Source organism: Vreelandella arcis, assembly GCF_900103865.1.
GTDB classification, from domain to species: domain Bacteria; phylum Pseudomonadota; class Gammaproteobacteria; order Pseudomonadales; family Halomonadaceae; genus Vreelandella; species Vreelandella arcis.
Window position 1 is genome coordinate 76,875 of sequence record NZ_FNII01000001.1, and the last position, 24,106, is coordinate 100,980.

18 protein-coding genes and 1 pseudogene are annotated in these 24,106 nt (G+C 53.0%); 15 read left to right on the forward strand and 4 right to left on the reverse strand.

Annotation, left to right across the window (positions count from 1 at the left end; genetic code table 11):
- Nucleotides 1-42 precede the first annotated feature (42 nt).
- From BLR97_RS00400 to BLR97_RS00450, 10 genes and pseudogenes are all read left to right on the forward strand, one after another.
- Nucleotides 43-825: an ERF family protein gene (locus tag BLR97_RS00400; protein WP_244511083.1), complete on the forward strand. Its 783-nt coding sequence runs from the start codon at nt 43-45 to the stop codon at nt 823-825.
- 37 nt (nt 826-862) lie between these two features.
- Nucleotides 863-1,474, forward strand: a complete 612-nt coding sequence (locus BLR97_RS00405; protein ID WP_089701367.1) for a lambda exonuclease family protein — start codon at nt 863-865, stop codon at nt 1,472-1,474.
- Nucleotides 1,475-1,647: 173 nt separating this feature from the next.
- A complete protein-coding gene (radC, locus tag BLR97_RS00410) occupies nt 1,648-2,061 on the forward strand; it encodes a RadC family protein (protein WP_479694205.1) in 414 nt (137 codons plus the stop codon).
- Between the two features lie 316 nt (nt 2,062-2,377).
- Nucleotides 2,378-3,184, forward strand: a pseudogene (locus BLR97_RS00415) (IS30 family transposase); the annotation flags it as partial.
- A 331-nt stretch (nt 3,185-3,515) separates the two neighbouring features.
- Nucleotides 3,516-3,938, forward strand: coding sequence for a response regulator (locus tag BLR97_RS00420; protein ID WP_089701371.1), 423 nt, complete (start codon nt 3,516-3,518; stop codon nt 3,936-3,938).
- A 26-nt stretch (nt 3,939-3,964) separates the two neighbouring features.
- Complete coding sequence (locus BLR97_RS00425) at nt 3,965-5,293, forward strand: diguanylate cyclase (RefSeq protein WP_170832954.1); 1,329 nt, start codon at nt 3,965-3,967, stop codon at nt 5,291-5,293.
- A 40-nt stretch (nt 5,294-5,333) separates the two neighbouring features.
- Entirely contained in the window at nt 5,334-8,303 is a 2,970-nt protein-coding gene (locus BLR97_RS00430; RefSeq protein WP_089701375.1) for a PhnD/SsuA/transferrin family substrate-binding protein, read from the forward strand.
- Nucleotides 8,300-9,667 (forward strand): sensor histidine kinase, encoded by a 1,368-nt coding sequence (locus tag BLR97_RS19500; protein ID WP_170832955.1) that lies wholly within the window; start codon nt 8,300-8,302, stop codon nt 9,665-9,667. Before BLR97_RS00430 ends, BLR97_RS19500 begins: the two co-directional genes overlap by 4 nt.
- Before the next feature lie 12 nt (nt 9,668-9,679).
- Nucleotides 9,680-10,105: a response regulator gene (locus tag BLR97_RS00445; protein ID WP_089701379.1), complete on the forward strand. Its 426-nt coding sequence runs from the start codon at nt 9,680-9,682 to the stop codon at nt 10,103-10,105.
- 23 nt (nt 10,106-10,128) lie between these two features.
- Nucleotides 10,129-11,634: a sensor histidine kinase gene (locus BLR97_RS00450; RefSeq protein ID WP_089701381.1), complete on the forward strand. Its 1,506-nt coding sequence runs from the start codon at nt 10,129-10,131 to the stop codon at nt 11,632-11,634.
- 202 nt (nt 11,635-11,836) lie between these two features.
- Here BLR97_RS00450 and BLR97_RS00455 read toward each other — a convergent pair whose 3' ends face one another.
- The 3 genes from BLR97_RS00455 to BLR97_RS00465 all read right to left on the reverse strand — a co-directional run bounded on the left by BLR97_RS00455 (nt 11,837) and on the right by BLR97_RS00465 (nt 17,822).
- Nucleotides 11,837-13,801 carry a sensor domain-containing diguanylate cyclase gene (locus BLR97_RS00455; protein ID WP_089701383.1) on the reverse strand — a complete coding sequence of 655 codons (1,965 nt, stop codon included), beginning with the start codon at nt 13,799-13,801 and terminating at the stop codon, nt 11,837-11,839.
- Between the two features lie 106 nt (nt 13,802-13,907).
- Entirely contained in the window at nt 13,908-16,019 is a 2,112-nt protein-coding gene (locus BLR97_RS00460; protein ID WP_089701385.1) for a sensor domain-containing protein, read from the reverse strand.
- 147 nt (nt 16,020-16,166) lie between these two features.
- Nucleotides 16,167-17,822 (reverse strand): methyl-accepting chemotaxis protein, encoded by a 1,656-nt coding sequence (locus BLR97_RS00465; protein WP_089701387.1) that lies wholly within the window; start codon nt 17,820-17,822, stop codon nt 16,167-16,169.
- 942 nt (nt 17,823-18,764) lie between these two features.
- Here BLR97_RS00465 and BLR97_RS00470 point away from each other — a divergent pair.
- The gene (locus BLR97_RS00470; protein WP_244511084.1) at nt 18,765-19,631 is read left to right on the forward strand and encodes an AAA family ATPase; all 867 of its coding nucleotides are present in this window, start codon (nt 18,765-18,767) and stop codon (nt 19,629-19,631) included.
- Nucleotides 19,632-19,640: 9 nt separating this feature from the next.
- Entirely contained in the window at nt 19,641-22,154 is a 2,514-nt protein-coding gene (locus BLR97_RS00475) for a S8 family peptidase (RefSeq protein ID WP_089701390.1), read from the forward strand.
- On the opposite strand, the gene BLR97_RS19860 is transcribed toward BLR97_RS00475, so the two are convergent.
- A complete protein-coding gene (locus tag BLR97_RS19860) occupies nt 22,113-22,328 on the reverse strand; it encodes a PDDEXK nuclease domain-containing protein (RefSeq protein ID WP_244511086.1) in 216 nt (71 codons plus the stop codon). The genes BLR97_RS00475 and BLR97_RS19860 overlap by 42 nt on opposite strands.
- On the opposite strand from BLR97_RS19860, the gene BLR97_RS20065 reads away from it, so the two are divergent.
- From BLR97_RS20065 to BLR97_RS00490, 3 genes are all read left to right on the forward strand, one after another.
- Nucleotides 22,299-22,424 carry a hypothetical protein gene (locus BLR97_RS20065; protein WP_280140169.1) on the forward strand — a complete coding sequence of 42 codons (126 nt, stop codon included), beginning with the start codon at nt 22,299-22,301 and terminating at the stop codon, nt 22,422-22,424. The two genes, BLR97_RS19860 and BLR97_RS20065, sit on opposite strands and share 30 nt — an antisense overlap.
- A 413-nt stretch (nt 22,425-22,837) precedes the next feature.
- On the forward strand, nt 22,838-22,972 hold the full coding sequence (locus BLR97_RS20070; RefSeq protein ID WP_280140164.1) for a hypothetical protein: 135 nt from the start codon (nt 22,838-22,840) through the stop codon (nt 22,970-22,972).
- A 61-nt stretch (nt 22,973-23,033) separates the two neighbouring features.
- Complete coding sequence (locus BLR97_RS00490) at nt 23,034-24,074, forward strand: zinc-dependent alcohol dehydrogenase family protein (RefSeq protein ID WP_089701391.1); 1,041 nt, start codon at nt 23,034-23,036, stop codon at nt 24,072-24,074.
- Nucleotides 24,075-24,106 lie beyond the last annotated feature (32 nt).

Here is a 24,106-nt window from a genome sequence, read left to right on the forward strand (position 1 = left end):
TCTCGCCCTGATTTTCTGTTGATTAATTTCTGGAGGTGCCCCATGGCACAGCGTCACTCAACACCCCACACATCATCCACGACCCCATCACCCACCTTGGTTAATGGCGCCGCATCAGTGAACGTGCCTGCGTCAGTTGAGGCCCACCCAACCGCTGACAGTACCGCGATCATTCAGGTGATCGAGCGGGCCGCACTTAACCCTGACGTCGATATCGACAAGATGGAGCGCTTGCTACAAATGCAGGAACGCGTCATGGATCGCCAGGCGATGATGGCCTACAGCGCTGCCATGGCGGCCATGCAGACCGAGCTGCCCAGCATTGAGGAACGTGGCCAGACCAACAACGGCCACTACGCCACGCTGGAAGACATCGTCGATACCGTGCGCCCGATCATGCAGAAGTATGGCTTTGCGGTGAGCTTCCGTATTCAGACGCAGGAACGCGGTATCCAGATCACAGGCGTACTGATGCACAAGGACGGCCATCGCGAAGAGACCAGCATGCTGTTACCGGCGGATATCAGCGGCAACAAGAATGCGGTGCAGGCGTTTGGTTCCTCTACCAGCTATGGCAAGCGCTATGTGCTGTGCGCACTGCTCAATATCACCACACGCGGCCAGGACGATAACGGTAACGCCAGCACCAAAGCGGGTATTAAGACAGTGACCGCTTTCCAAGCGGGACAGATCCAGCGGCTGATCAGCCAGTGCCCAGCGACGACCCAGGAGTGGTTCAGCGGCAAGTACGGGTCTGCCGTTCAGGTGCCCTACAGCGACTTCGACAAGCTACGGGCGTCCCTATCCAAGCGAGCGGTTAAGTAACAGGCCTTTTCCCCCTATCTAACCCAAGGAGGCGACCATGCAGATCCTCAACATGACGCAAGGCTCTCCCGAGTGGCTGGCGGCGCGTTTGGGGCGCGTCACCATGTCGGAGCTCAAGACCTTGCTGGTCAACGGCAAGGGCCCTGGTGGATTCGGTGCCGGGGCCATTACCTACATGCACCAGTTGATGGGCGAACGGATGACCGGTGAATTGGCCGAGCCGTTTCAGGGCAATGCCCATACCCGTCGGGGGCACGAGCTGGAAGGCGTGGCCCGTTCGCTCTACGTCAATGCATCCGGCGAGCCGAACCCGCAGGAAGTTGGGATTATCCTCAACCATGACGTGGGCTATTCGCCCGACAGCCTGGTCGGCGCTAACGGGCTGCTGGAAATCAAGACCAAACTGCCCAAGTTCCAGATCGAGGTTCTACTCAGCGGGGAGATTCCGGCAGAGCACGTTGCGCAGTGCCAGGGCGGCTTATGGGTCAGCGAGCGGGAATGGATCGACTTTGTAAGCTACTGGCCGGGGATGCCGCTGTTTATCAAGCGCGCCTATCGCGACGACATTATGATTCGCATGATTGCTGAGCGGGTCGACGCTTTTCATGAAGAGATGGAGCGGCGAATGAGCCAAGTGATGGCAGCGTGACAAAACCCTCCCATAGTTATACCAATCGATCATTAACGACATAGACGCCGGGGCCTCCACCCGGCGTTTTTTATTTTTTGGAGACAACCATGACACACGCCAAACTCAAAGCTGGGGAAGTGACTGGCACCTACCTAATCACTACTCCTGTTACCGAAACCGATATCATCACCATGGCCAAGCGTTTTACACGACGTAAACTCGCTAAAGGCCGCAAAATTACACAGCCTTCGCAGGCAATTGAACATTTACAGCTGCTGCTTCAAGACTACGAGCATGAGGTGTTTAGCGTGCTGTTCCTGGATAGCCAGCACAGGGTTATCTGCTTTGAAGAATTGTTTCGAGGCACCATTGATGCGGCAAGCGTTTATCCACGTGAAGTACTAAAAGCCGCCCTTGCCTACAATGCCGCAGCGGTCATCTTGGTACACAATCACCCCAGTGGAGACCCCGAACCCAGCGAAGCAGACCGACGTATTACCGAGCGACTGAAGGAGGCACTGGGGCTGATGGATATCAGAGTGATTGATCACGTGCTAGTGGGAAGTGACGGGTGTAAGTCGTTTGCGGAAATGGGGTATTTGTAGATTTTCACTGAGACCAATGGATCCGGCCACATGGCCGGATCAAGGGTCGTATCCATTATTTTTTTGTCAAAGACAGGTATCGGCCAAAAGCGGTCTTTTAGGCGACACTGATATAATTCAAAGGCAAGTTTCAAAAAGAGCAACGTAGAAGGCGACAACTTGCTCCAATTGTTTTTCAGTCATTTATTTGTGGTCCACGTATGTGACTGGGCGGTCTCAATGACCAAGTGCAACACCTAACCTATCAGGTAGGGTATTGCCATGACTCACTGTTATCGCCATCTTTCTGCTGCAGACAGAGCCGCTGTCGGCCTCGCCTTGCCCAAAGCTGCTTCTCGATGGTGAGCTATTCGAGCTGGTCGTTTACCTGCTGCGCAAGTACTGGTCACCAGAGCAAATAGCCCGCACACTGAAGCGCATGTTTCCTGGTAACACTGACCGCCACGTCTAGCACGAAGCCATCTACAATGCTCTCTACCTCATGCCGCGCGGCACGCTCAAGAAAGAGCTGATTGCCTGTTTGCGCCAGGGTAACGGTAAACGACGCCCTCGCAGCCGTGGCAAGGATAGGCGGCAACAGATTCCTGACCTGGTGAGCATCCACCTGCGGCCACCTGAGATTGAAGACCGCCTGATGCCTGGCCACTGGGAGGGGGATCTCACCATTGGCGCTAACAATCGCTCTGCCGTTGGTACATTGGTGGAGCGCACGACGCGTTTAGTGATCCTGGCGAAAGTGGATGGCACCACGGCCACAGCGGCGGCTGTTGGCTTCAGCGACAAGCTCAATGAGGTGCCGCGCGCTCTACGCCTGTCCATGACCTATGACCAGGGCAAAGAGATGGTGAAACATGCCGAGATCACTCAGAAGACGGGGACAGCGATCTACTTTGCCGACCCGCATAGCCCATGGCAGCGGGGTTCCAATGAGAACACCAACGGGCTGTTGAGACAGTACCTGCCAAAGGGCACGGACCTGTCGGTCTACAGTCAGGATGAGCTCGACGAGATCGCCGACTCACTCAATACACGGCCGCGCAAGACACTGGACTGGCGCACGCCGTTGGAAGTTTACGCCGAGGTACTCAAGAAATCCGTCGCCGGCCCGAGCACGCTTCAATAGTTTTGCACTTGGAACTTGAGGCCGCCCAGCTAGGCCAGAATGAAAAGGATACTCAACAACTTTAAGGAGGTCGGAAGTTGACCAGTGTCCACTCTTGCCGGGTAAGATCAATGAGACAGACTAGACAATACCCGACGGGCAAACCCGATAGTGTTGCCAGGCTAACGCGATTTGTTATCGCCCGCGCGAACGGGTACTTTTTACCGAAATTTGGTTAAAAAAGATACCGAGCGTAATAAGGTGTGCGGACAAGACAAAGGCGACGTCATAAACGATGCCCTCGGCCCCGGCGGTCACGAATATCTTCTACTTTTTTTTAAGGATACGAACCATGAGTCAGGCACATAGGGTGCTATTGGTCGAAGATGATCAGGCCGATGCTTACATCACGCAGAAGGTCTTTCGAGATATTGCAGAAGATATTGCCCTGTCGCATACGGAAACGGGCGAAAGCGCGCTGGAATGGCTAGCGGCGCGCCAAAAAGAAGGCACGCTGCCCGACCTTATCCTGCTGGACCTCAACATGCCAAGGATGGATGGCTTTACCTTTCTTGAGCAGGCCAAAGGGCAAGAGAGACTGCGTTCAATTCCCGTGGTGGTATTAACCACATCGGCATCGCAAGGCGATGTCGATCGTGCCTATGCCCTCGGAGCGGCGGGCTATGTGGTGAAGCCAAGCAGCATTGATGACTTCACCCACTACATGCAGCGGTTAGTCAGCTACTGGTTCAGCTTGGTAAAGCGGCCTGATTAGGACACGATTTCTTATAGGTAACCATGATGCAAAAATTATCCGTCGTACTGGTTGAGGATGAGCCGGGCGATGCTGGTTTAATCCAGTATAGCCTGAAGTTTACTAAAGGAGATCACGAAGTCCACTGGTTGACCAGTCTGGAAGATCTCAACACGCACCTTAGAGCGACAACGTCGGCTCCTGACGTCATTCTGCTCGACCTAAACCTGCCTGACTCTAGTGGGCTTGACACCATCTCACGCTGCAAAGCAATGGCGCGCGGTATACCCATTGTGGTATTGACCGGCCACGATGATATGGACTTTTCACTTAAAGCATTGGAGACGGGAGCCCAAGATTACCTGATCAAAAATAATGTCGAAGCGGATGCGCTTTTACGTGCGATGCGTTACGCCATGGAGCGCCACCAGCTCGAACGGCGCTTAAAAGAGTCCGAAGAGCTGACGACAGCTGCCATCGAAGGAGGTGGCCTAGGTATCTGGGAGTGGAACCTAAAAACGGATGCCTGCTACACCAGCGAGCGCTTGCGGAAAAACGCAGGATTCGATGTGGATGATGACACCGCGCCGCAAACATTATCGGAGTGGATGACGCGAACGCACCCTGACGACACTGACGCTATCGATGAGGCGCTCAAGCGCCATGTGAAGGGTGAAGAGAAGCGATATGAAATCGAGTACCGACTCAAGCACAAACAAGGGCACTGGGTCTGGGTATTTGAGTCCGGTCATTTAGTCAGCCGTGATGCAGAAGGCAACCCGGAGCGAATGGTGGGCATCCTGCAAGACATCTCTTCTCGCAAGGAAATGGAAGAGCAGCTGCGCACGCTTGCCATGCGCGATCCCTTAACAGGGCTTTTCAACCGCCGCAGCTTCATGGAAACCATGGACAGCGAATACGGCCGGGTCAAACGGCATAACGATTATCACACCAGCATATTGATGATGGATATCGATCACTTTAAGCACGTTAACGATACCTATGGCCACGCCGCAGGCGATGACATTCTCAAGAGCTTTGCTCGCACGATTACCAACAACCTGCGCGAAAATGACGTATTCGGTCGCCTAGGCGGGGAAGAGTTTGCGATTTTACTACCGGATACCGACCAAGACGGCAGCACTCATGTTGCTGAAAAAGTGCGGGCCGCTGTCGAAGCCATGCGCGTACAAGCGGAAGATGAAACGATCCGTATCACCACCAGCGTCGGCATAGCCATGCTATCGGCCAACGACAAACGGCCCGACGGTGCCCTTGCCCGTGCGGATGCCGCGCTTTACCGTGCGAAACAAAATGGACGTAATCGGGTTGATCAGGCAAAAAGCTCAGCTGATACACCCATAGCATCGGAATAACGTATTGATATCGCACACTGATACAGCAAAGGACACCTCAATGCCCTTACCTGCTTGCCTCCGTTCGCTGATACGGGGGTTATTGGCCGCGACGCTAATACTTTCACAGGCTGCGGTGGCCGCCCCCTCGACAACGCTGGGTGTTTTTGCATACCGCGACGTTGAAACGGTTCGCGAGCAGTTCGCCCCTGCGATTGAGGCGATGCAGCGGGCGCTTCCGCGTCATCAGGTGCACATGCAGGTGTTGTCACTTGAGGCGCTGGATGACGCACTCGAAGCGGGCAACATCGACTTTATTCTCACCAATCCGCGCCATTTTTTAGCCGTGCGGCAGCAATATAATGTCAGTGGCGCCTTGGCGACGCTCAAGGCATACCAGGGCGGCCGTAGCCTAAGCTTGCTCGCCGGCGTCATACTTGCCCCAGCTGAAGCCAACATAGAAACACTGGCTGAACTCGAGGGGCGCATCATCGGCGTGCCCGGCAAACGTTTTCTTGGCGGGTTTCTTACCCAAGCCTATGAAATACATCAGCAAGGGTACGATCCTGAGCGCTTTGCCGACTACCGAGAGCTCGGTTCTCACGACGCGGTCATGCAGGCACTGCTGAACGGCCAGATTGACGCCGGCTTTGTGCGCAGCGGCATTTTGGAAGATTGGTTAGCGAGCGGACGCTTAGCGCCGAATACGCTTAATGTCATACACACGCACTCGTTGCACTCGCATACACGCCTCCCACTGGCACATTCCACCCGGCTCTATCCGGAGTGGGCACTGGCCGCCATGCCGCATGTGCCAATGGAAGATATCCGCCGCGTCAGCAACGCCCTCTTGCAGCTTGATGGCGTCGTGCCGAATGGTAATAACTCGGTTGGATTCGACCCTCCGCAGGACTATCTCTCGGTTGAGTTGGCGGCGCGCGCCCTCGGCGTTGCGCCTTTCGCGGCAACGCCTCAAACGCTTTGGCAGCAGCTGAAATCTCGCTTCGGCACTGCCATATGGCTACCGATAGCTCTTGCAGCGGCGTGCATATTGTTGCTAGCGCTTTTTATCGGGCTTTATATTCGTAAATCTCGGCTATTTGAACGCTTTACTGCTCTGTTTTACTACTCACCGAGTGCCAAGTTACTGCTGCATACCGACGAACAGGGTCGCTTTGTCATTGCAGAAAGCAATTACGCAGCGCTATCGCTGTTTAAAGCGCAAAACACTGACGACTTACTTGGCAAGGACATTATCGATCTCTCGCCTAACACGCAGCCTAACGGCCAATCCTCCATCGCTCGCGTGAGAGAACTACTAACAAAAGCCTCCCAACAGCGCCAGCGTTTCATCTGGGAGCACAAAGACCTACAGGGCGCGCCCATTCTAGTCGAAGCCGTATTGATTAAGTTTACACACAACACGTTACTGGATGTGTTGCATCAAAAACCAACATTTTTGGTAGCCCTACACGACATCACCGAACACGAGAATGCCCGTATCAAACTAGAAGAAGAACGCAATGCGCTGCAAAACATCCTATGGGGCACCGCGGCTGGCACCTGGGAATGGAACGTTCAAACGGGCGAAACACGCTTCAACGAACGCTGGGCCGAGATGGTGGGATATCGCCTTGATGAACTGGGACCTACCACCATCGATACGTGGATGTCGTTCTGCCACCCCGACGATCTCAAGCGTTCGGAAGCGTTACTAACCGAGCACTTTGAAGGCAAGCGTGATGCCTACGATTTTGAAGCACGCATGCAACACCGTGACGGCCACTGGATCTGGGTGCAAGATCGTGGCCGCGTCATTACACGCACCGAGGCCGGTGAGCCGCTATGGGTCGCCGGTACGCATACGGACATCACCGCACGCAAAGAGGCCGAAGCACGCGCCAACGCCGCCATGGACCAGACACGCAAGCATGCGGCGCTGCTGCCGGGCATGTTGTACCAGTTCTGGCATCACCCCGATGGGCGCAGCGCCTTCCCCTACGCCAGCGTTGGTATTCAAGATATTTATGGCTTTACACCCGAGGAGGTGCAAGAAAATGCCAGCGCGGTATTCGATGTCATTGCCCCTGAAGACGTCGCGGCGGTAGCCGACAGTATTTCCACCTCGGCCACTGAACTAACCACATGGCGACAGACATATCGCATCAACCACCCCGACGGCCAGCAAATATGGGTCGAAGGCATTGCCACGCCTGAGCGGTTGGATGATGGCAGCACCATGTGGCATGGCTACTTACGCGACGTCACCGATGAGCACACGACCCAGTTGCAGCTTGAGCAGTATCGCGAATCGCTTGAGCGCTCTAATAAAGAGCTTGAGCACTTTGCTTACGCCGCGTCGCACGACCTTCGCCAGCCGCTGCGTATGGTGACCAGCTACGCCCAACTGCTGGAACGCCACCTCGGCGGGCTCGATGAAGACGGCGAAATGATGCTGCACTATATGCGCGATGGCGCAAAGCGTATGGACGACATGTTGCTATCGCTGCTGGACTACTCGCGCGTGGGGCGCAAGGGGCAACCCATGCAGGATATGCCATTAAAGGATGCCCTTGATGAAGCGCTGCATTTTTTGACACCGGATATCGAGCAAGCCAATGCCGCCATCAAAGTGACGGGAGACTGGCCCACCGTTAATGCCAGCCCTGATGAGATGACGCGGCTATTCCAAAACCTGGTCAGCAACGCCCTGAAATATTGCTCACCAGACAGCAACGCCGTGGACGTCACCATCGACAGCAAAGCGCTGACCGATAGACAACAGTGGCAAATCAGCGTGACGGATAACGGCATCGGCATCCCCCCAGATCAGATTGAGCGCTTGTTCAAAGTGTTTCAGCGCCTACACACCCGAGAGCAGTACGAGGGCACCGGTGTGGGCTTGGCCGTATGCCGCAAAATTGTCGAGCGCCACGGCGGGCAAATTTGGGTGGAATCCGAGGGGGAAGGCAAAGGAAGCCGTTTCACGCTAACACTCCCCATGAAACTCACCACAAAAGGGGAAACATGATGCGGCGAACTCGGCGTTTATGCCTTGCCATCTGTGCCATTGCCCTTTCGTGGCTGCCGGTGACAGGTTGGGCCATGTTGGACTTTAGAACATTTTTCGAGGAACACTCGACGCCGATGTGGATGCTTTCTGTCGATAACGGAGAAATTTTGGAAGCTAATCGGGCAGCAGAAGATTTTTACGGCTTCGAGCAGCTAGAGGGCATGCATATTGATCAAATCAACATGCTGACGCCGGAGCAATTAGAAGAAGAACTAAAGCGTGTTGCGCAAGCCGAGCGCAATCACCTTTACTTTCGCCATCGTCTCGCCAATGGCGAAGTCAAGGTAATGGGCGTATATACTGATCGTTACAACGTCGATGGGCGTGAGGTGATGATCTCTTCGCTTTACGATACCAGTGAATTTGAAAGCTCCGCCGAGCGGCACTATATCGAACGCGTGGAGGAGCAGGTCGACTTACAAACGCAACAACTTCAAGCTTCACGGCAACGGACGCTTTGGCTGGCGATGGGAGCGACCCTGCTGCAGCTTGGGGTCATCGCCATTCTCTTGGTGATTTTGCAACGCTTACGTCGCTCTCAGCGAGAAAACCGCCGCTTGATCGACGAACTTTCCTTTCGCAACCAGGAGCTTGAGCGCTTAAGTCATGTGATGGCGCATCACTTTCAGGAGCCCAGCCGGCGGCTCGTCAGCTTCGCCCAGCAGCTGTCCCAACAGCTCTCTCAAAAACCGCCCCAACAATCGTCTCAACAACCGTCTCAACACAATTCTCGGCTGCTTACTGAGGCGGATAACGAAGAGGTGTTGATGGCCGTGGGCTTTATCGAGCGGCAGGCCAAACAGCTCAAGGAACTGGTCAGTGAGATTCAGCGCTATCTCAGCCTCGATATCACGCCAAAGCCGGAAACACTCGAACCGGAACGAGTGATTGAAGCAGTCTGCCATCGTGACCCAGAGCTTGCAGAGATAAGCCGTGCCGGCGCAGTGGAAATTCCTCAGCGACTGCCGCCGGTAAACGCGGATGCACGCCAGCTCAAAATGATTTTCCGCGCCCTGTTGCACAACGCCTGGCTTTACCGCGACCCTGAACGCCCCCTCAGGATTCGAATCACGGCACATACGCTCGGTGAACGCGTAGAATTTCGCGTCGAGGACAACGGCAGCGGTATTGCCCCTGAGTATCGCGAACAGGTATTAGAAATATTCTCGCGCTTAGTACCGCATAGCGAACAGTACCCAGGCACCGGGATGGGGCTCGCCCTGGTGGTAAAAGCCCTGCGCAATGTCGAGGGGCATATCGCTATCGAAGAAGGGATCTCAAGCGGCACCGCCATTATTTTCGACCTACCACGCGCAAGGTGAAGTGTTGTGACAATGGAAAGTGATTTTACCGTTCTTCTGGTTGAAGACGAACCGGCTGATGTCCACCTGACAAGGATGGCCTTCAAGCAGAGCCGGCTGCTGGTCAACGTATACGATGTCGGTGACGGGGTTGAAGCATTGGCCTTTTTACGCCGTGAAGGCAAGTACCATGATGCCCCATGGCCGGATATTATCCTGCTAGATCTCAACATGCCGCGAATGGACGGCAAGACCTTTCTCGATCATTTAAAACGGGATGAAACGCTAAAACGTATTCCTGTCATTGTCCTTACCACGTCAGAGGCAGAAACGGACGTTATGGATTCTTACAACCTTGGCTGCGCCGGTTTCGTCACCAAGCCTGTGGATCTTACGCAATTTTTGAAGGCCATACAGAACGTCGAAGATTACTGGTTAACGCTGGTCAAACGGCCTTAGCTGAACATACTGCGAGAACATTGATGAGTGATAGCCCCGAGCACGCCGATTACGCCACGCTGGTTGAGCACCACCCGTTTATGCTCAATCGTTTTTTGCCGGATACCACGCTGGTTTACGTCAACTCGGCAATGGCCACCTTTTTTGAGGCTAACCCTGACGCACTGATTGGCAAACGCTGGTTGGACATGGTGGGTGAAGAAGAACGCCGTCAGTGGCATGAGCACTACGCCCAATTTACGCCGGAGGCACCACGCCATCAGCTGATCAATTGCGTGGGAGGGTCAAAGGGTGATTCGCACTGGGTAGAGTGGACCAATACGGCGTTTTTCGGCGACGACGGCTCGCTTATATTCATTCAAGCCGTCGGTATCGATGTGACCGCCCGCATGGAAGCCCGCACCGCCCTGGAAATAAATGAGGAGCGCTACGCGCTTGCTCAGCAAGCCGCAGGGTTCGGCGTTTGGGAGTGGCACCCTGAACGCGATGAAATTGTTTGGGACTCTCAATGCTACCGCATGCTCGGGCTTTTGCCTTCTGATAAACCGCTGACGTTCGCCGAGTGGCAGGCACGATTGCACCCCGACGATGTCGAGTGCTGCAGCAAAGCAGTGAACGAGCAGCTGCTTGAAGGGAACGAATTCATCATTGAGTTTCGCTACCAAACGGCCAGTGGCTACCTCTGGGTACAGGGGCGCGGCCAAGTGTTCGAACGCGATACATCTGGGGCACCGCTGCGTCTGATCGGTACTCATCTGGATATTCAATCGCTCAAATCTGTACAGCAAGAGCTGACACGCTCAAACCAAGAATTGGAGCAGTTTGCTTACGCGGTTTCGCATGATTTGCGACAGCCACTACGCATGGTCAACAGCTACTTGCAGCTTTTAACCCGCGAGCTTGGCAACGACTTAAGCGATGATGCCCAAGAGATGATTCATTTTGCCCGCGAGGGCGCTGAGCGCATGGACAAGATGATTTTGGGGATTCTCGACTACTCGCGCGTGGGACGTAAAACATCCCCAATGGAATGGGTCGACAGCCGCGCCGTGCTAGATGACGTCATGGGCTTTCTTAAACCCATGCTGACAGAAAGCGGCGGCCACGTTCACATCAAAGGCGACTGGCCCGAGGTTTACGCTAGCCGCGACGAGCTCACGCGGCTACTGCAGAACCTGCTGGATAATGCGCTAAAGTACGTAGAGAACGGCACGACCCCAGACGTCACCATCACCGGTCACAAGCAAACGTACGAATGGCAGGTAGACGTGCAAGATAACGGCATCGGGATCGCACCGGAACAACAAGATCGACTCTTTGGTGTTTTTGCGCGTTTGCAGCCGCGCAGCCGCTTTGAGGGCACGGGTATTGGGCTCGCTATTTGCAAACGCGTCGTCGAACACCATGAGGGGAAGATTCACGTCACCTCGCCCGGCGAAGGTGATGGCAGCTGCTTTACCTTTACCCTGCCAATCATGCGACACTATCTAAACACTAGTGAGCTGGACACCTCTGACTCTGCCCTTTAACACGGCATAAATGCCATGAAGCCTCCCCTCGTGGTCGAGGTCATGCGGACGGCCCGCTACCTGATCCCAGAGGGCATATCGCTTGGAAGTGTTAATGGCTCCCCATCCTCTCAAGGTTTGGAGCCTCCCGGAATCCCGGTGTGTTTTAGGCGATTCAGAAAGCCTTGAAAAAATAGATGATAGGTAAGCGCTGTTCAGGAATTTAAGAACTTTTCGACCTTAAGCTAATAACAATACGATTCCTTCCTGTCTCCTTGGCTTCGTAGAGCCCATTGTCAGCGCGCTTGATAGCGGCTTTTAAGGTCTTTTCGCCTCTTTCGATGTGCGTCACACCGAAAGAGGCGGTAATGTAAATGGTTGTAGGGACGTCGGCGTTCTCAATGGAAACCTGGGCCTGTTCCACGGCAGCCCGTATGCGTTCTGCTACTTGCTGGGCTCTATCAAGCGCGGTACTGGGAAGCAAGATGGCGAACTCCTCGCCGCCAACACGGCATAAGAGGTCTTCTTGACGCAGTAACCCTTTAATCACGTCGGTAAAACGTTTAAGTACTTCATCGCCTGCGTCATGGCCGTATTCATCGTTGATATGCTTGAAATGGTCAATATCGATGGCGATGAGGGAGATAGGCGTGTCGTGCCTTGAGGCGCGGGAAATCTCGATGCTGGCCTGCGCTTGCAAGTAGCGCCGATTGAAAACCCCGGTTAACGGATCGGTCATGGCCTGGGCGCGCAGTTTTTCTTCAAGTTGCTTCCGCTCAGTGATGTCAAAGACCGTGGCATTGGAGTACATAAAGCGATTATTTTCTCGATACCCGACGGCTTGAATGATCACATGGCGCGTTTGGCCGTCGTCGGCCACCAGCGTGCATTCTGCTTCAGCTTGTTGGCCTGCTTTGACATCCTGAAACGCGGCTTCAACATCTGGCAGTGACGCTGGCGAAACAAAGTCTAGATAGCAACGTTGCCCGATGGCATCACGGTCCAGGTTCAGCCAGTCAAGTTCGGTCTGGTTCATTTTAAGAATCACGCCATCAGCGTTTAGTGAGTGGTAACCGCAGGGCGCGCTATCATAGAGCTTGCTGACTTCATTGGCATGCAGCACAGCCTGGTGACGCAGCTTGCGCTGCTGATGGCTGCTAAATGACCAATAGATGCCCAATGCCACCGCCGTGGAGTAGGTGAGCAATAAAAACCAGATAACACTGGCATCATCTTGCAGCAGCGTTTTCCAGGTGGGCATCGTTAGGCTAACTCCCAATACCCATGGGAGGGTATCGTCCTGACTGAAAATACGTCCCGCGAGTCCTTGGTAACCTTGGCTGCGTATATCAAAACGCTGAAAACGCAATTGATGGTTTCCCAGGGTAAACGCCCCTTCGACTTGCTCGGTAACAGGCTGCCAAGGTTCAGCGGCTAATCGGGCGTAATTGTCACCAAAGCTGATCATCGGCAGTCGCTGGCTACCCTCCGTGAGCAGCCAACCCCCCTGGGCATCGGCTAAAAGAACGCCTGCATCGGGGTCAATGTGCATGGCCTGATGAACGGCCTCGGACAAGTGCTGCCAGTTGAGGCTAAGCAGGACCACGCCCTCGCGTTCGCCTTGATCGTCAAAAATGGGGGTGGCGACATTGACGACAGGTATCACTTCGCCGCTGAAAAGCTCATATTGAAGATTGCGACCGGGAGGCGAGATGTAAAGGTCACGGGCAAGGAGCTTGCTAGCGGCTTTGAAGTAATCCGTACTCGCATGACGTTTGGCAGTAAAACGCGGGTCAGAGGCAAGTTCAGTTGGTGCGCTCAGAACCTCGTTGCCCTGATTATCGATCAGGGTCAGTTTTGTGTAGCGCGGGTAATGTCTGACCAGCGTCGATAAAAAACTGCTCAATTGCGCCGACGTTGAATTCTCAGTATTTTCAGTGTCTTCGCTTGTCATGTGAGCTTTGATGATCGGCATCTCAGCGATAGCAAGCGCGTAGCTGAGCGTCTCGTTAATATCGCGCAATAAGGTGCTTTCACCGACTTGCAAAATGGCACGAGTTTCTTCGCGAATGCTTTCCTGGCGGGTTTCCAGGTGCATATGAAGCACTGGCCACAGCGTAGCGGTGACTAAAATCAACGGTAAGAGCACGGCCAAAATGAGGCGTGCGTACAAGCGTTGCTGAGTCAATTGCGTCTTCCTGTAGTGGACGAGACGGGGCATTCTGGATGACTAACTATCATACGTCGCCAAAAGGCAGGCCAATACGCTACTAAAGGCGCTGCCCACGGGGCATTTAACGTTTATCTAACTGATGCGGAAGTCGCTTTAATTCTCTGAAAGGGATAGGCCGAGAGAATAAAAACCCCTGCAGTAGATCGCACTGGCGTTGGCGTAAATCGTTTTGCTCTTCTGGCGTTTCAATGCCTTCGGCAACTACCACCAGATTGAGGTGGTGTGCCATGGTAATGACGCCTTGAACAATGGCCGCGTTTTTCGGGTTATGGGCAATTTCGCGAATAAACAACCGATCCAACTTTACCTTGTTAATCGGCAGATCTCGCAGGTAGCCAAGGCTTGAAAAACCCGTACCAAAGTCATCCAGCGCAACACTGACGCCCAATGCTCGCACTTGGTCAAGTAACGTAATCGCTTGGTCAGTGTTACACATCAAGGTGCTTTCTGTGACCTCTAGCTCCAATAGCCTGGGCGGTAAACCGCTTTTTTCCAACGCGGATTCCAGTTCGGTCAAGAAGCCACCGCGCTGAAACTGCATGGGTGAGATATTCACCGCCACTTTAAGTGGCTGAGTGCTTTCGCGGTTCAGCTCGGCAATATCACGGCAGGCGCGTTCAAGCACCCATTGACCAATCGCAATAATTTGCCCTGTTTGTTCGGCAATGGGCATAAAATGCCCAGGCGATAACAGCCCCCGCGTGGGGTGGTGCCAGCGAATTAACGCTTCCACGCAGCAGATGGTGCTGTCCTGAGCTGCCACAATCGGCTGGTAGTAAGCCGCTAGCTGGTTGTCGTGAATCGCCTCATGTAGCTCCCGGCGAATGATGACGTGCTCAGCAACATTGTCGACGTTCTCGCCACAGTACCATTGCCAGGTATTGCGGCCCTGGCGTTTGGCGTCTTGCATGGCAAGGTTAGCATGATGCAGAAGCTCTTGTGGCCTGGCGGCGCCGCCCCGCTCAGACGCAATGCCAATACTGGCACTTATATGTAAGCACAGTGAATCCAACGTGAACGGCTCGGCAATGGCGCTGAGGAGGCGGTGGGCGAGGTTGATGACCGCCTGCTCACTGGGGTAGCCGGTCAACATAATGACAAATTCATCGCTGGACAAGCGTGCCACAAGATCATCGGATCGTATTAGCTGGCGTAAGCGTTGACTGATGGTTTTAAGCAGTTTGTCGCCAACCGTATGGCCAAATGCATCATTAATGGGTTTGAAATCGTCAAGATCGATATAAAAAAGCACTAAGTGTTGGTTCAGTCGAGTTTTATCTAAAAACACCTGCTCCAGGTGCATTTGTAGCGAGCCAAGGTTAGGGAGCCCCGTCAGACTATCGTGGGAAGCTTGATGGGCAATGCGTGCCTCTTGTTCACGCTGATGGGTAATATCTTCCTGCGCGCCGATAAAATGCGTACATACGCCCTGGGGGTTGATCACCGGGGTCAGCGTGAACTGATTCCAGAAGGGCGTGTTATCACGGCGGTAGTTGAGCAGTACCACTTTAACGGTTTTGCAGTGCGCAATGGCGCGACGGATTTCTTGTATGGCGCTAGGGCTCGTGTCTTCGCCTTGTAAAAAACGGCAGTTCTGGCCGAGTACTTCTTGTCGGGTATAGCCGGTTAAGCATGTAAAGGCTTCATTCACATAAATGAGGGGGAGTCCGGGTTGGGTGGCATCAGCCACCACCATACCGTTTGGGCTTGCCTCAATCACCTGGGTTAATAAATGACGTTGCGATTCACCGAACGGGTACTGATTAATCTCTAGGCAGCGACCATAGACGCTGACTACCTTGTCCTGTTCAAACACCGCCACTAAGGTGAGGACTAGCCACTGTGAGTTCCCTAGAGCGCTGGTCGTTTTGCAATGAAACGACTGAGCTTTGCCTGTGCAGGCGGCTTTGAAGGCCCGCTGCATGAGGGAATGATAAAAAACAGGAAGTAGGGACAAGTAACTAAGCCCCGTTATCTCGGTCTCGGTTTTGTCGAGGACTGACAATAGTCGAGTATTCCAGCGTAGCAGTTTGCCTAGCGGATCAAGCTCAAAGAGTCCCTCGGGGTAACTCTCAAACAAGGCATGATGGTGCGCCTCCAAGCGATGAAGCGCGAGGATGGCAGCGGTCTGGGTCGCCGCCGCAGGCATTAAGGAACGAAAAGATGGCGTCATGGCAGGCAACCACGCTGTTAAAGGTAAGCGTCAGGGCGGCTAGATGAGGGGAGGCGCCTCATCCACTAGTTCCCATTTTAAAAACGTGCGGCGGAGGCCTGTCGTCCACCGCACGCTCAGTATTAATTAACCCACTATGCGTTCAGCTTAAAAAGCTTCCCACTCGGGTTCCTCTCCACTATTTGAGCGCTTTGGCTCAGCGGGGAGGCGCGTTGATGAGACAGCAGGTGCTCGACTGGTGCGAGAAGGTTGTTGAGCATCACTGGGTAATTTAAAGCCAGCAATTAACTGGGCAAGTCGGCTTGATTCCTCTTGCAGTGAATCTGCTGCCGAGCTGGTCTGGGTGACCAGTGACACGTTCTGCTGGGTGGCTGAGTCCATTTGGGTAATGGCCGTGCTCACCTGATCAATGCCGCTTTTCTGCTCATTAACGGCCAGGGCAATTTCCTGCATCAGGTCAGTGACTTGTGTAATGGCTTCAACTGTCGTGTCCATGCCTTCGCCGCTTAGCTCTGATTGATGTACACCATCTTTAATGCGCAAGGCGACATCATCAATGATGCCACGTATCTCGCCTGAAGATTGGGACGTTTGCGTGGCCAGTTTGCGAACCTCGCTTGCCACGACGGCAAACCCGCGACCATGTTCACCTGCTCTGGCAGCTTCAACCGACGCATTCAGTGCCAGTATATTAGTTTGGAAGGCAATGCTCTCGATGACTTTAATAATGTCCTGAACCTTTTTGGAATGTTCTTCCATTTGGTTCATCAATTCGGTGGTTCGATCGACTTCCTTGCGAGTTTCAAGGGCCTTTTGCGATGCGTTTTCGGTTAGCTGGCGTGCCGAGCTCGCGGCTTGGTTGTTCTGGTGAACTGTGGACGACATCTCTTCCATGCTGGAAGCGGTTTCTTGCAGCGCACTGGCCTGCTCTTCGGTGCGAGAAGCCAGATCATCACTACCGCTGGCAATTTCCCGGGCGCTGTTGGCAACTAACTCTCCCGTGTTGTTTAGCGTGACCATCATGTCGGTCAGCTTGCTTTGCATGGTGCGCATGGCTTGATAAAGCTGGCCAACCTCGTTGCGCCCTTCGTTTTCGATTCGGCTGGTCAAATCACCCTGTGCGATATTTTCACAGATATTGACGGCGCGGCTGAGCGGCTGGACGATAAAGCGACGCATGCCTATTTGAAGCACAATAAACAGCACGATGGCGACAACCAGTAACACCGTAGCGATCGAGATAGCCTGGGTGCTGGCGGCATCGGCTGCAGTCTCCATTTCGCTTGCACGTTCACTGGCAAAATGATTGAAGTCGCGTACTGCTGAGGTTAAGCCGCGTGCGTTATCTTCAAGGTGTTGTTCATCGGCAGTCATTTGCGACACATCGGCCGCCTCAATACCTTCAATAAGGTCGCTGGTAACTAATCCACGGTACTGACGCTCTACTTCCATGTAGTAAGGGTAGCGAGGCAAGGTTTCGTCGATGTCATAGGCGTCAAAGGCATCAAAACGAGCTTCAGTGCGTTCAAGGCTGGTGCGTACTTGGTCAAGGGTCGTACTGGCTTCTGAGCTACCTTCGTTGACGTACTCAATATAACGGGCCATGCGTAAGCGTAGCTCCATCAGGTTGACTTCCATCCTGTTAGCGGCGACTACCTGCTCGGCACTCAACTCAGACAGTTCATTGATGTCGTCCATACTGTTGCGCGAGGCGTTAATCGCAAAGGCGCTAATAACACCAATGATAAGCACCAACAGCGCCATGGCACCGGTCAAGCTGTATTGAATACGTATGTTTTTCATTTACATTTCTCCGCCGGGAGGGTTCGCAAAGTTATAAATGGCCAAAATGCTTATAATTTTTTATATTCTATTTTGCTGTATTAGCAGTTTAAGAAAAAGTTATCGACCTTGCAGGGAGGTGTATCGCCATAAAGTATGCCGAGTTTTTCCAATCATGTCGTGCAGTGGCTTAATCTAATCAGTTGATTTAAGGATAAAAATAGCCCCTTTTTCGTTGGTAAAAAGGCGAGAAATAATTAAAGAAGGCACTCTTTTGGTCGATTACATATGCGGTTGAGTGAGCTGACGGTGCTAACCTTGTCCGCAATAGCTAGCCGCCCTGTCGTTCGCAAATATCTTTGGTCAAATGGCCTGCTCACAATTTTATGTCTATTCAATGTGGGTAGTAGACTGGGGGGTAAATCTATTTTTACATCCCTATTTTTATTTTAAGTAATTGTTTTATTTGAATTTTATATATTTTTTCAATATTCAGATTCAGAATATTGAGTGATGTCTATGATGATTTATTTAGTTTTGTAAGTTACTGTTTATAAATATTTTATTGCAGTTTTTGTCTGCGCGAGTCTGCCAATATCCAGTGTAGTGGGCAATGGCAGGCAGCCCGACCTTATCGACTTCATCCTGGAAAAAGATAATTCCTCTTTGTCATACTTTTTGATCAGCCTAGTATGCTACTGCCAGCGGCTAAGCCGTTTACGACCATAATGGCTGTATCTCGCAGCAAGTATTTGTGAAGCACCTCAGTGAACGCGTTATACTTTATTCAATCAAAAAGCCAGCCCAGCTTGGGCATTTTTTCACAGACGCATCCGGTAACTTATGGCGACGGCAGAGCAAATCAAAGCATTATTGAAGAGCCACGCTGATCACGATGATCAGCGGTTCTACTCTATTGCCTTGCAAGTCGCGGCCAAAGAGGCTCGCAAAGGCCACCATAAATTGGCCAGCGAGCTAAAGGAAACCATCGAGCGCTCACAGAAGTCGACCAAAAGTCTTACTGTTGCGCCTTCTAAGCTGACCCCTCTCGCCCAGCATCCAAAGGGCGATTTGAAGGGGCTTCTGGAGCTGACGCACTCCATCGCTCGCAAAAATGAGCTAGTGCTGTCGAGTGAGGTGAGTGAACGGCTGGATAAGGTGCTACTTGAGCAACGGCAAAAAAGCCGCTTGGCTCAGTTTGGCCTTTCTCCAAGGCGCAAACTGTTATTTACCGGCTCTCCGGGCACGGGTAAAACCCTATCGGCCGCTGTATTGGCCTCAGAGCTGAAGCTTCCGCTTTACACGATCGTTCTGGACAACTTGATCACCCGCTTTATGGGGGAGACCGCCGCGAAGCTTCGGTTGATTTTTGATCACATCAAGCAAACGCGAGCGGTGTATCTGTTTGATGAATTTGACGCTATCGGCACGCAGCGGGGCGCTACAAACGATGTTGGTGAAATACGCCGGGTGTTGAACTCGTTCCTCATGTTCGTCGAGCAGGACACCTCTGAAAGCATCATTTTGGCAGCCACTAATCACCCAGAGCTTTTGGATAAAGCGCTCTATCGGCGTTTTGACGACATTATTCAGTTCGAAAAGCCTGGTCAGACGCAAATAAAGCAACTGATTGAAAATCGTCTATCAGCTTTTGAGACCGGCAGCCTGAGTTGGGAAGAAATCACCCAGGCAGCATGCGGGCTCAGCTCAGCTGACGTAACCCGAGCCTGTGAAGATGCGGCCAAAGAAGCTGTTTTACACCATGATGCCCAAATTACCACTGCAATGATTATCAAGGCCTTGCAACGCCGACAAAACGGAAAACAATAAGGGGACTTCATGGCGGATCAGAAACCGCATCTACTGTTAGGCGGTATTGGCCGCAACGAAGATTTTCAGTCCCGCAACCAAATTAGAAGTACCGGTGTTCCACTTAGAGATCGCTATACACATGGCACCGCTCTAAGGCAGCAATACTCGGATATACTTTCTAGGCATCAGGCTCGCCAATCTGAACCACAGATTCCCATTACTGATGAAACGGGTATTTACGTTGAGATCGTAGGGTTTGCGGATGTCGAGCTTCCTCTTGATAAGCTCGATAATCGTGCTTTTAAGCTTCGGTCATGCCGTAAAGTGGATGGAAGCGAAGTAGCAACGGTGTTTATCCCTGAACCTCAGCGAGAAGCTTTTCAAAACAAGGTGCATGAGTACTTAAATAAGGATAGAGCGAAGGGAAAGCCTGCCAATCAACCGCTCATCGACAGCATCGCTGAAATCAAGCTGGCAGACTTGCGTTCCTTCTGGACAGATGACCTAGCGCTATTCCCCAAAGTGACTGATCAGCCCGTGTGGTGGGAACTGTGGCTGAAAAAGCGTGCTACAGATTTACCTGCTAAAGAGGTTGCCGACCAGCTTGCTGAGCGGCTTAACGCTGAGCTAAGCAACACCTCACTTAGCTTCTTCGATAGTTTTGTTATTCTCATCAAAGCGTCCGTTGAACAGCTTGAGTCAGCACCAGAGCTGATTGCCAACCTTGAAGAGTTGCGTCGCGCCAAGCAACCCCCTAACGCGTTCATTTCCATGCCTGCCAAAGAGCAGCACGAGTGGGCTAGTGAGCTAGCTGATCGGATACGGCTAGACGAAAATACCACCACGGCTATTATGGTTCTGGATACAGGGATAAATTACCACCATCCACTGTTAAGCCAGGTTACTACGCAGCAATTAGCACAAGCGTGGGAGCCTTGCTGGCCTCTCTATGATAACTACCAGCCTACCTACCCCCTTGCGGCCTATAATGATCATGGTTCTAGGCAAGCGGGGTTGGCAGCATTAGGCGAGCTAGATAAGTCGTTACTCACTTCTCATGAGGTCTGGCTCACTTACAGAATCGAGTCTGGCCGCATACTGCCACCGGCTGGCAATAACGATCCTGAACTTTACGGTGCTATTACCGTAGGCACCGCTGCGAAGCTTGAAATTAATAACCCCGAATTTTCCCGCGTTTATTCTCTGGCTGTTACCTCGCCTGCTGACTCAATCAGTGGGCAGCCTTCGTCCTGGTCTGCCGAAATTGATCTGTTCGCTTGCGGCCTGGAAGACGACTTACAGCGGCTGTTTGTGATTTCTGCTGGTAATAACGAGAACTTAAACGCGACGGTAGATTACGGGGATCAGGTACTCCTCGCAGAAATTGAAGACCCGGCACAAGCATGGAATGCCCTAACCGTTGGTGCCTACACAGAAAAAACTATCAACGACGACCCAGTCTTTGCAGGCTGGGCACCCTTTGCTAAACCTGGGGATGTTGCCCCTGCTAGTCGATCATCGGTGAATTGGGGCTGGAAAAAACAAGCGCCTTACAAACCGGATGTGGTCGCAGAAGGTGGTAATCGGTTGTTATCGCCTGACGGCATGGAAGTGTCCGATGCCGACGTTGTTTCGCTACTAACCACCTCAGGCAGAACTAGCGGGCAGCTATTTGAGACCACCAAAGATACCAGCGCCGCCTGTGCCTTGGTGTCTAGGCAGGCCGCGCTGCTGATGTCGGAATACCCTGACTACTGGCCTGAAACGATACGCGGGTTGATTGTTCATTCAGCGGAATGGACACCCAGGATGAAGGAGCGCTTTGATTTACTGCAAAAAGACCAAACGCATTCAAATGCCGCTAAGACGATGCTGAGATGCGTTGGGCTTGGTGTTCCCAGCTTAGAGCGTGCACGGTACAGCGCGAACCATGCCTTGACGCTGATTGTTCAGGATTTTCTACAGCCTTTCAACAAACCTAGCACCAGAGCTTCTAGCGATCCAAAGCTGAACGAAATGCAGCTTTACCAGTTGCCCTGGCCTGTTGAAGAATTACGCAAACTGCCGCCAGAATTGGATATTAAATTACGAGTGACGCTTTCGTACTTTATTGAGCCAAACCCTGGCCGCAGAGGCTACCGCCAGCGTTACAGCTATCAATCCCACGGGTTGCGCTTCACTGTCATTCGCCCCGGCCAGCCGTTAGAAAACTTTCGTGCTGCGATTAACCGAGTAGCCAATGACGCTACTGAGGGCTATCAAGGTGTCGAAGGTGATGGTAGTGGTTGGCTATTAGGTTCCCAAATTAGAACCCGAGGTTCGCTGCATTCCGATACGTGGGTGGGATCAGCGGCGGATCTTGCCGATATGCACACGCTAGCGGTTTATCCCGTTGGAGGCTGGTGGAAATACCGAGCGGGAGAAGAGCGCTGGCAAAACCGCGTTCGCTTTAGCCTGATCGTCAGCATTGATGTGCCGGATAGCGAGGTGGATATCTACTCAGAGGTTGAGAATCTGATTGAAACCAGTATTCAAGTGTAGGCCTATGGGCGGCATCCCCACAAAGGCAAAGCCTTTGCCTAGTTCCAGTAAAAACTGTTGTAGGTTACTAATAATGGCCTGCTCTAGCTGACTTTCCTGATAGGTTTGGTTTTGTAGGTTAAGGAAATCCAGAATGTAGGGATCATGCAGGTAGTCTTTAGCGGCTTCCGCCAACGGCAGGGTGCTTTATTGCGCTTCGACTTCCACCAGGAATTTGTCTTGGCTGGCCAGCAGGCGCTCGTGGTAGAGGGCGCTAATCTGGCGTTCTAGAGTTCTGGCACTCCAGCTTTGGTTGATTGTTTCTTGCAAATACCAGTCGCGAGCTTGGGCATTTTCTATACGCAGTTGGACTCCGATAGTGAGTTCAGCTCAATTCGGTACGCACTGCGTTCTGTTTTGGAAAGCTTTGATAAAACTGGCGCATATTGCGTAGATTACGGATATCAAAACCCTATCCAGCCGCTCGGTAAACTGTTGTGAGAGCTGTTGCTCGCTGTGCTGAGCATATTCTCGGCCACTGCCCCGGCAAACGAGGCAATCTGGCAGGCGCTTGAGGAAGGCGGCTTGGTGATTCTCATGCGCCTACCCCCTGGCTGGATTCGTTCTTCCGCGGGCGCGGTGATCAGGCGTCAATCACTCAAACCGCCCAAGAGCAGATTGCCGCATGGCAGGGGCCGGGCAATTTGCTGCTAGTCACTCACCAGGTAAATATCACGGCATTGGTGGGTAGCGGTGTGGGCTCAGGAGAAATGATTGTGGTGCGCCCAGTGGGTGATGAGATGCAGGTCGTGGGGCGGATAAGCGGTAGTGGTCAATAATTCGTTTCTTATCCGCATGAGACTTTATACAGTGAAGAACGCTAGAGTTTAGGAGTTCTTTATGAAAGCCGTTGTTTTTGAGGAATTTTCCGCCCCACCAAAGATCCAGCACTTGCCTGACCCTACGCCTGAGGCGCATGGCGTTGTTGTGAAGGTGATGGCGAACGGGGTATGCCGCAGCGACTGGCATGGCTGGGTAGGGCACGATACCGCTATCCAACTGCCCCATGTGCCGGGGCATGAGCTGGCAGGCGTTGTCGAAGCCGTGGGTAAAGACGTAAAAAAGTGGTGCATTGGCGATCGCGTCACGGTGCCGTTCGTTGGCGGTTGCGGTACTTGCCCAGAGTGTCACTCCGGCAACCATCAGGTTTGCGATAACCAGTTCCAACCAGGCTTTACGCACTGGGGATCGTTTGCCGAGTATGTAGCTATCCACTACGCCGACGTCAATTTGGTCGCGCTGCCAGAGACACTCGACTTTGCGACGGCGGCGAGCTTGGGTTGCCGGTTCGTTACCTCTTTTCGGGCCGTGGTGGATCAGGGCAAAACAGCGGCAGGCCAGTGGGTGGCCGTCCACGGCTGCGGAGGTGTTGGTCTCTCTGCCGTGATGATTGCCAACGCCGTCGGTGCCAACGTGGTGGCCATCGATATTTCGGAAGACGCGCTTAATCTCGCCCGTCAATTGGGTGCCACTGCCACCGTGAATGCCGCCAAGGTACCCAATGTGGTCGAAGCGGTTGCGGAGATAACCCGGGGAGGCGCTCACGTATCGCTGGATGCACTGGGCCATCCGACGACCTGTCTTAACTCCATCAGCAATCTGCGTAAACGTGGCAAGCATGTTCAGGTAGGGCTGATGTTGGCCGAGAACAGCACGCCGGCCATTCCCATGAGCAAAGTTATTGCCCACGAACTTGAAATATTGGGCAGTCATGGCATGCAGGCCCACCGTTATGACGCCATGCTGGCGATGATTCAGTCTGGAAAGCTGGCGCCTGAAAGGCTAATCGGCAAACGAATCAATCTTGAGCAGTCGATTGATGCGCTGATGAACATGGATAAGTTCGAAGGGGCAGGCGTGACGGTGGTGACTGAGTTTTGAGGAAACCGCTGAGACGTTTAATAACAATTTCC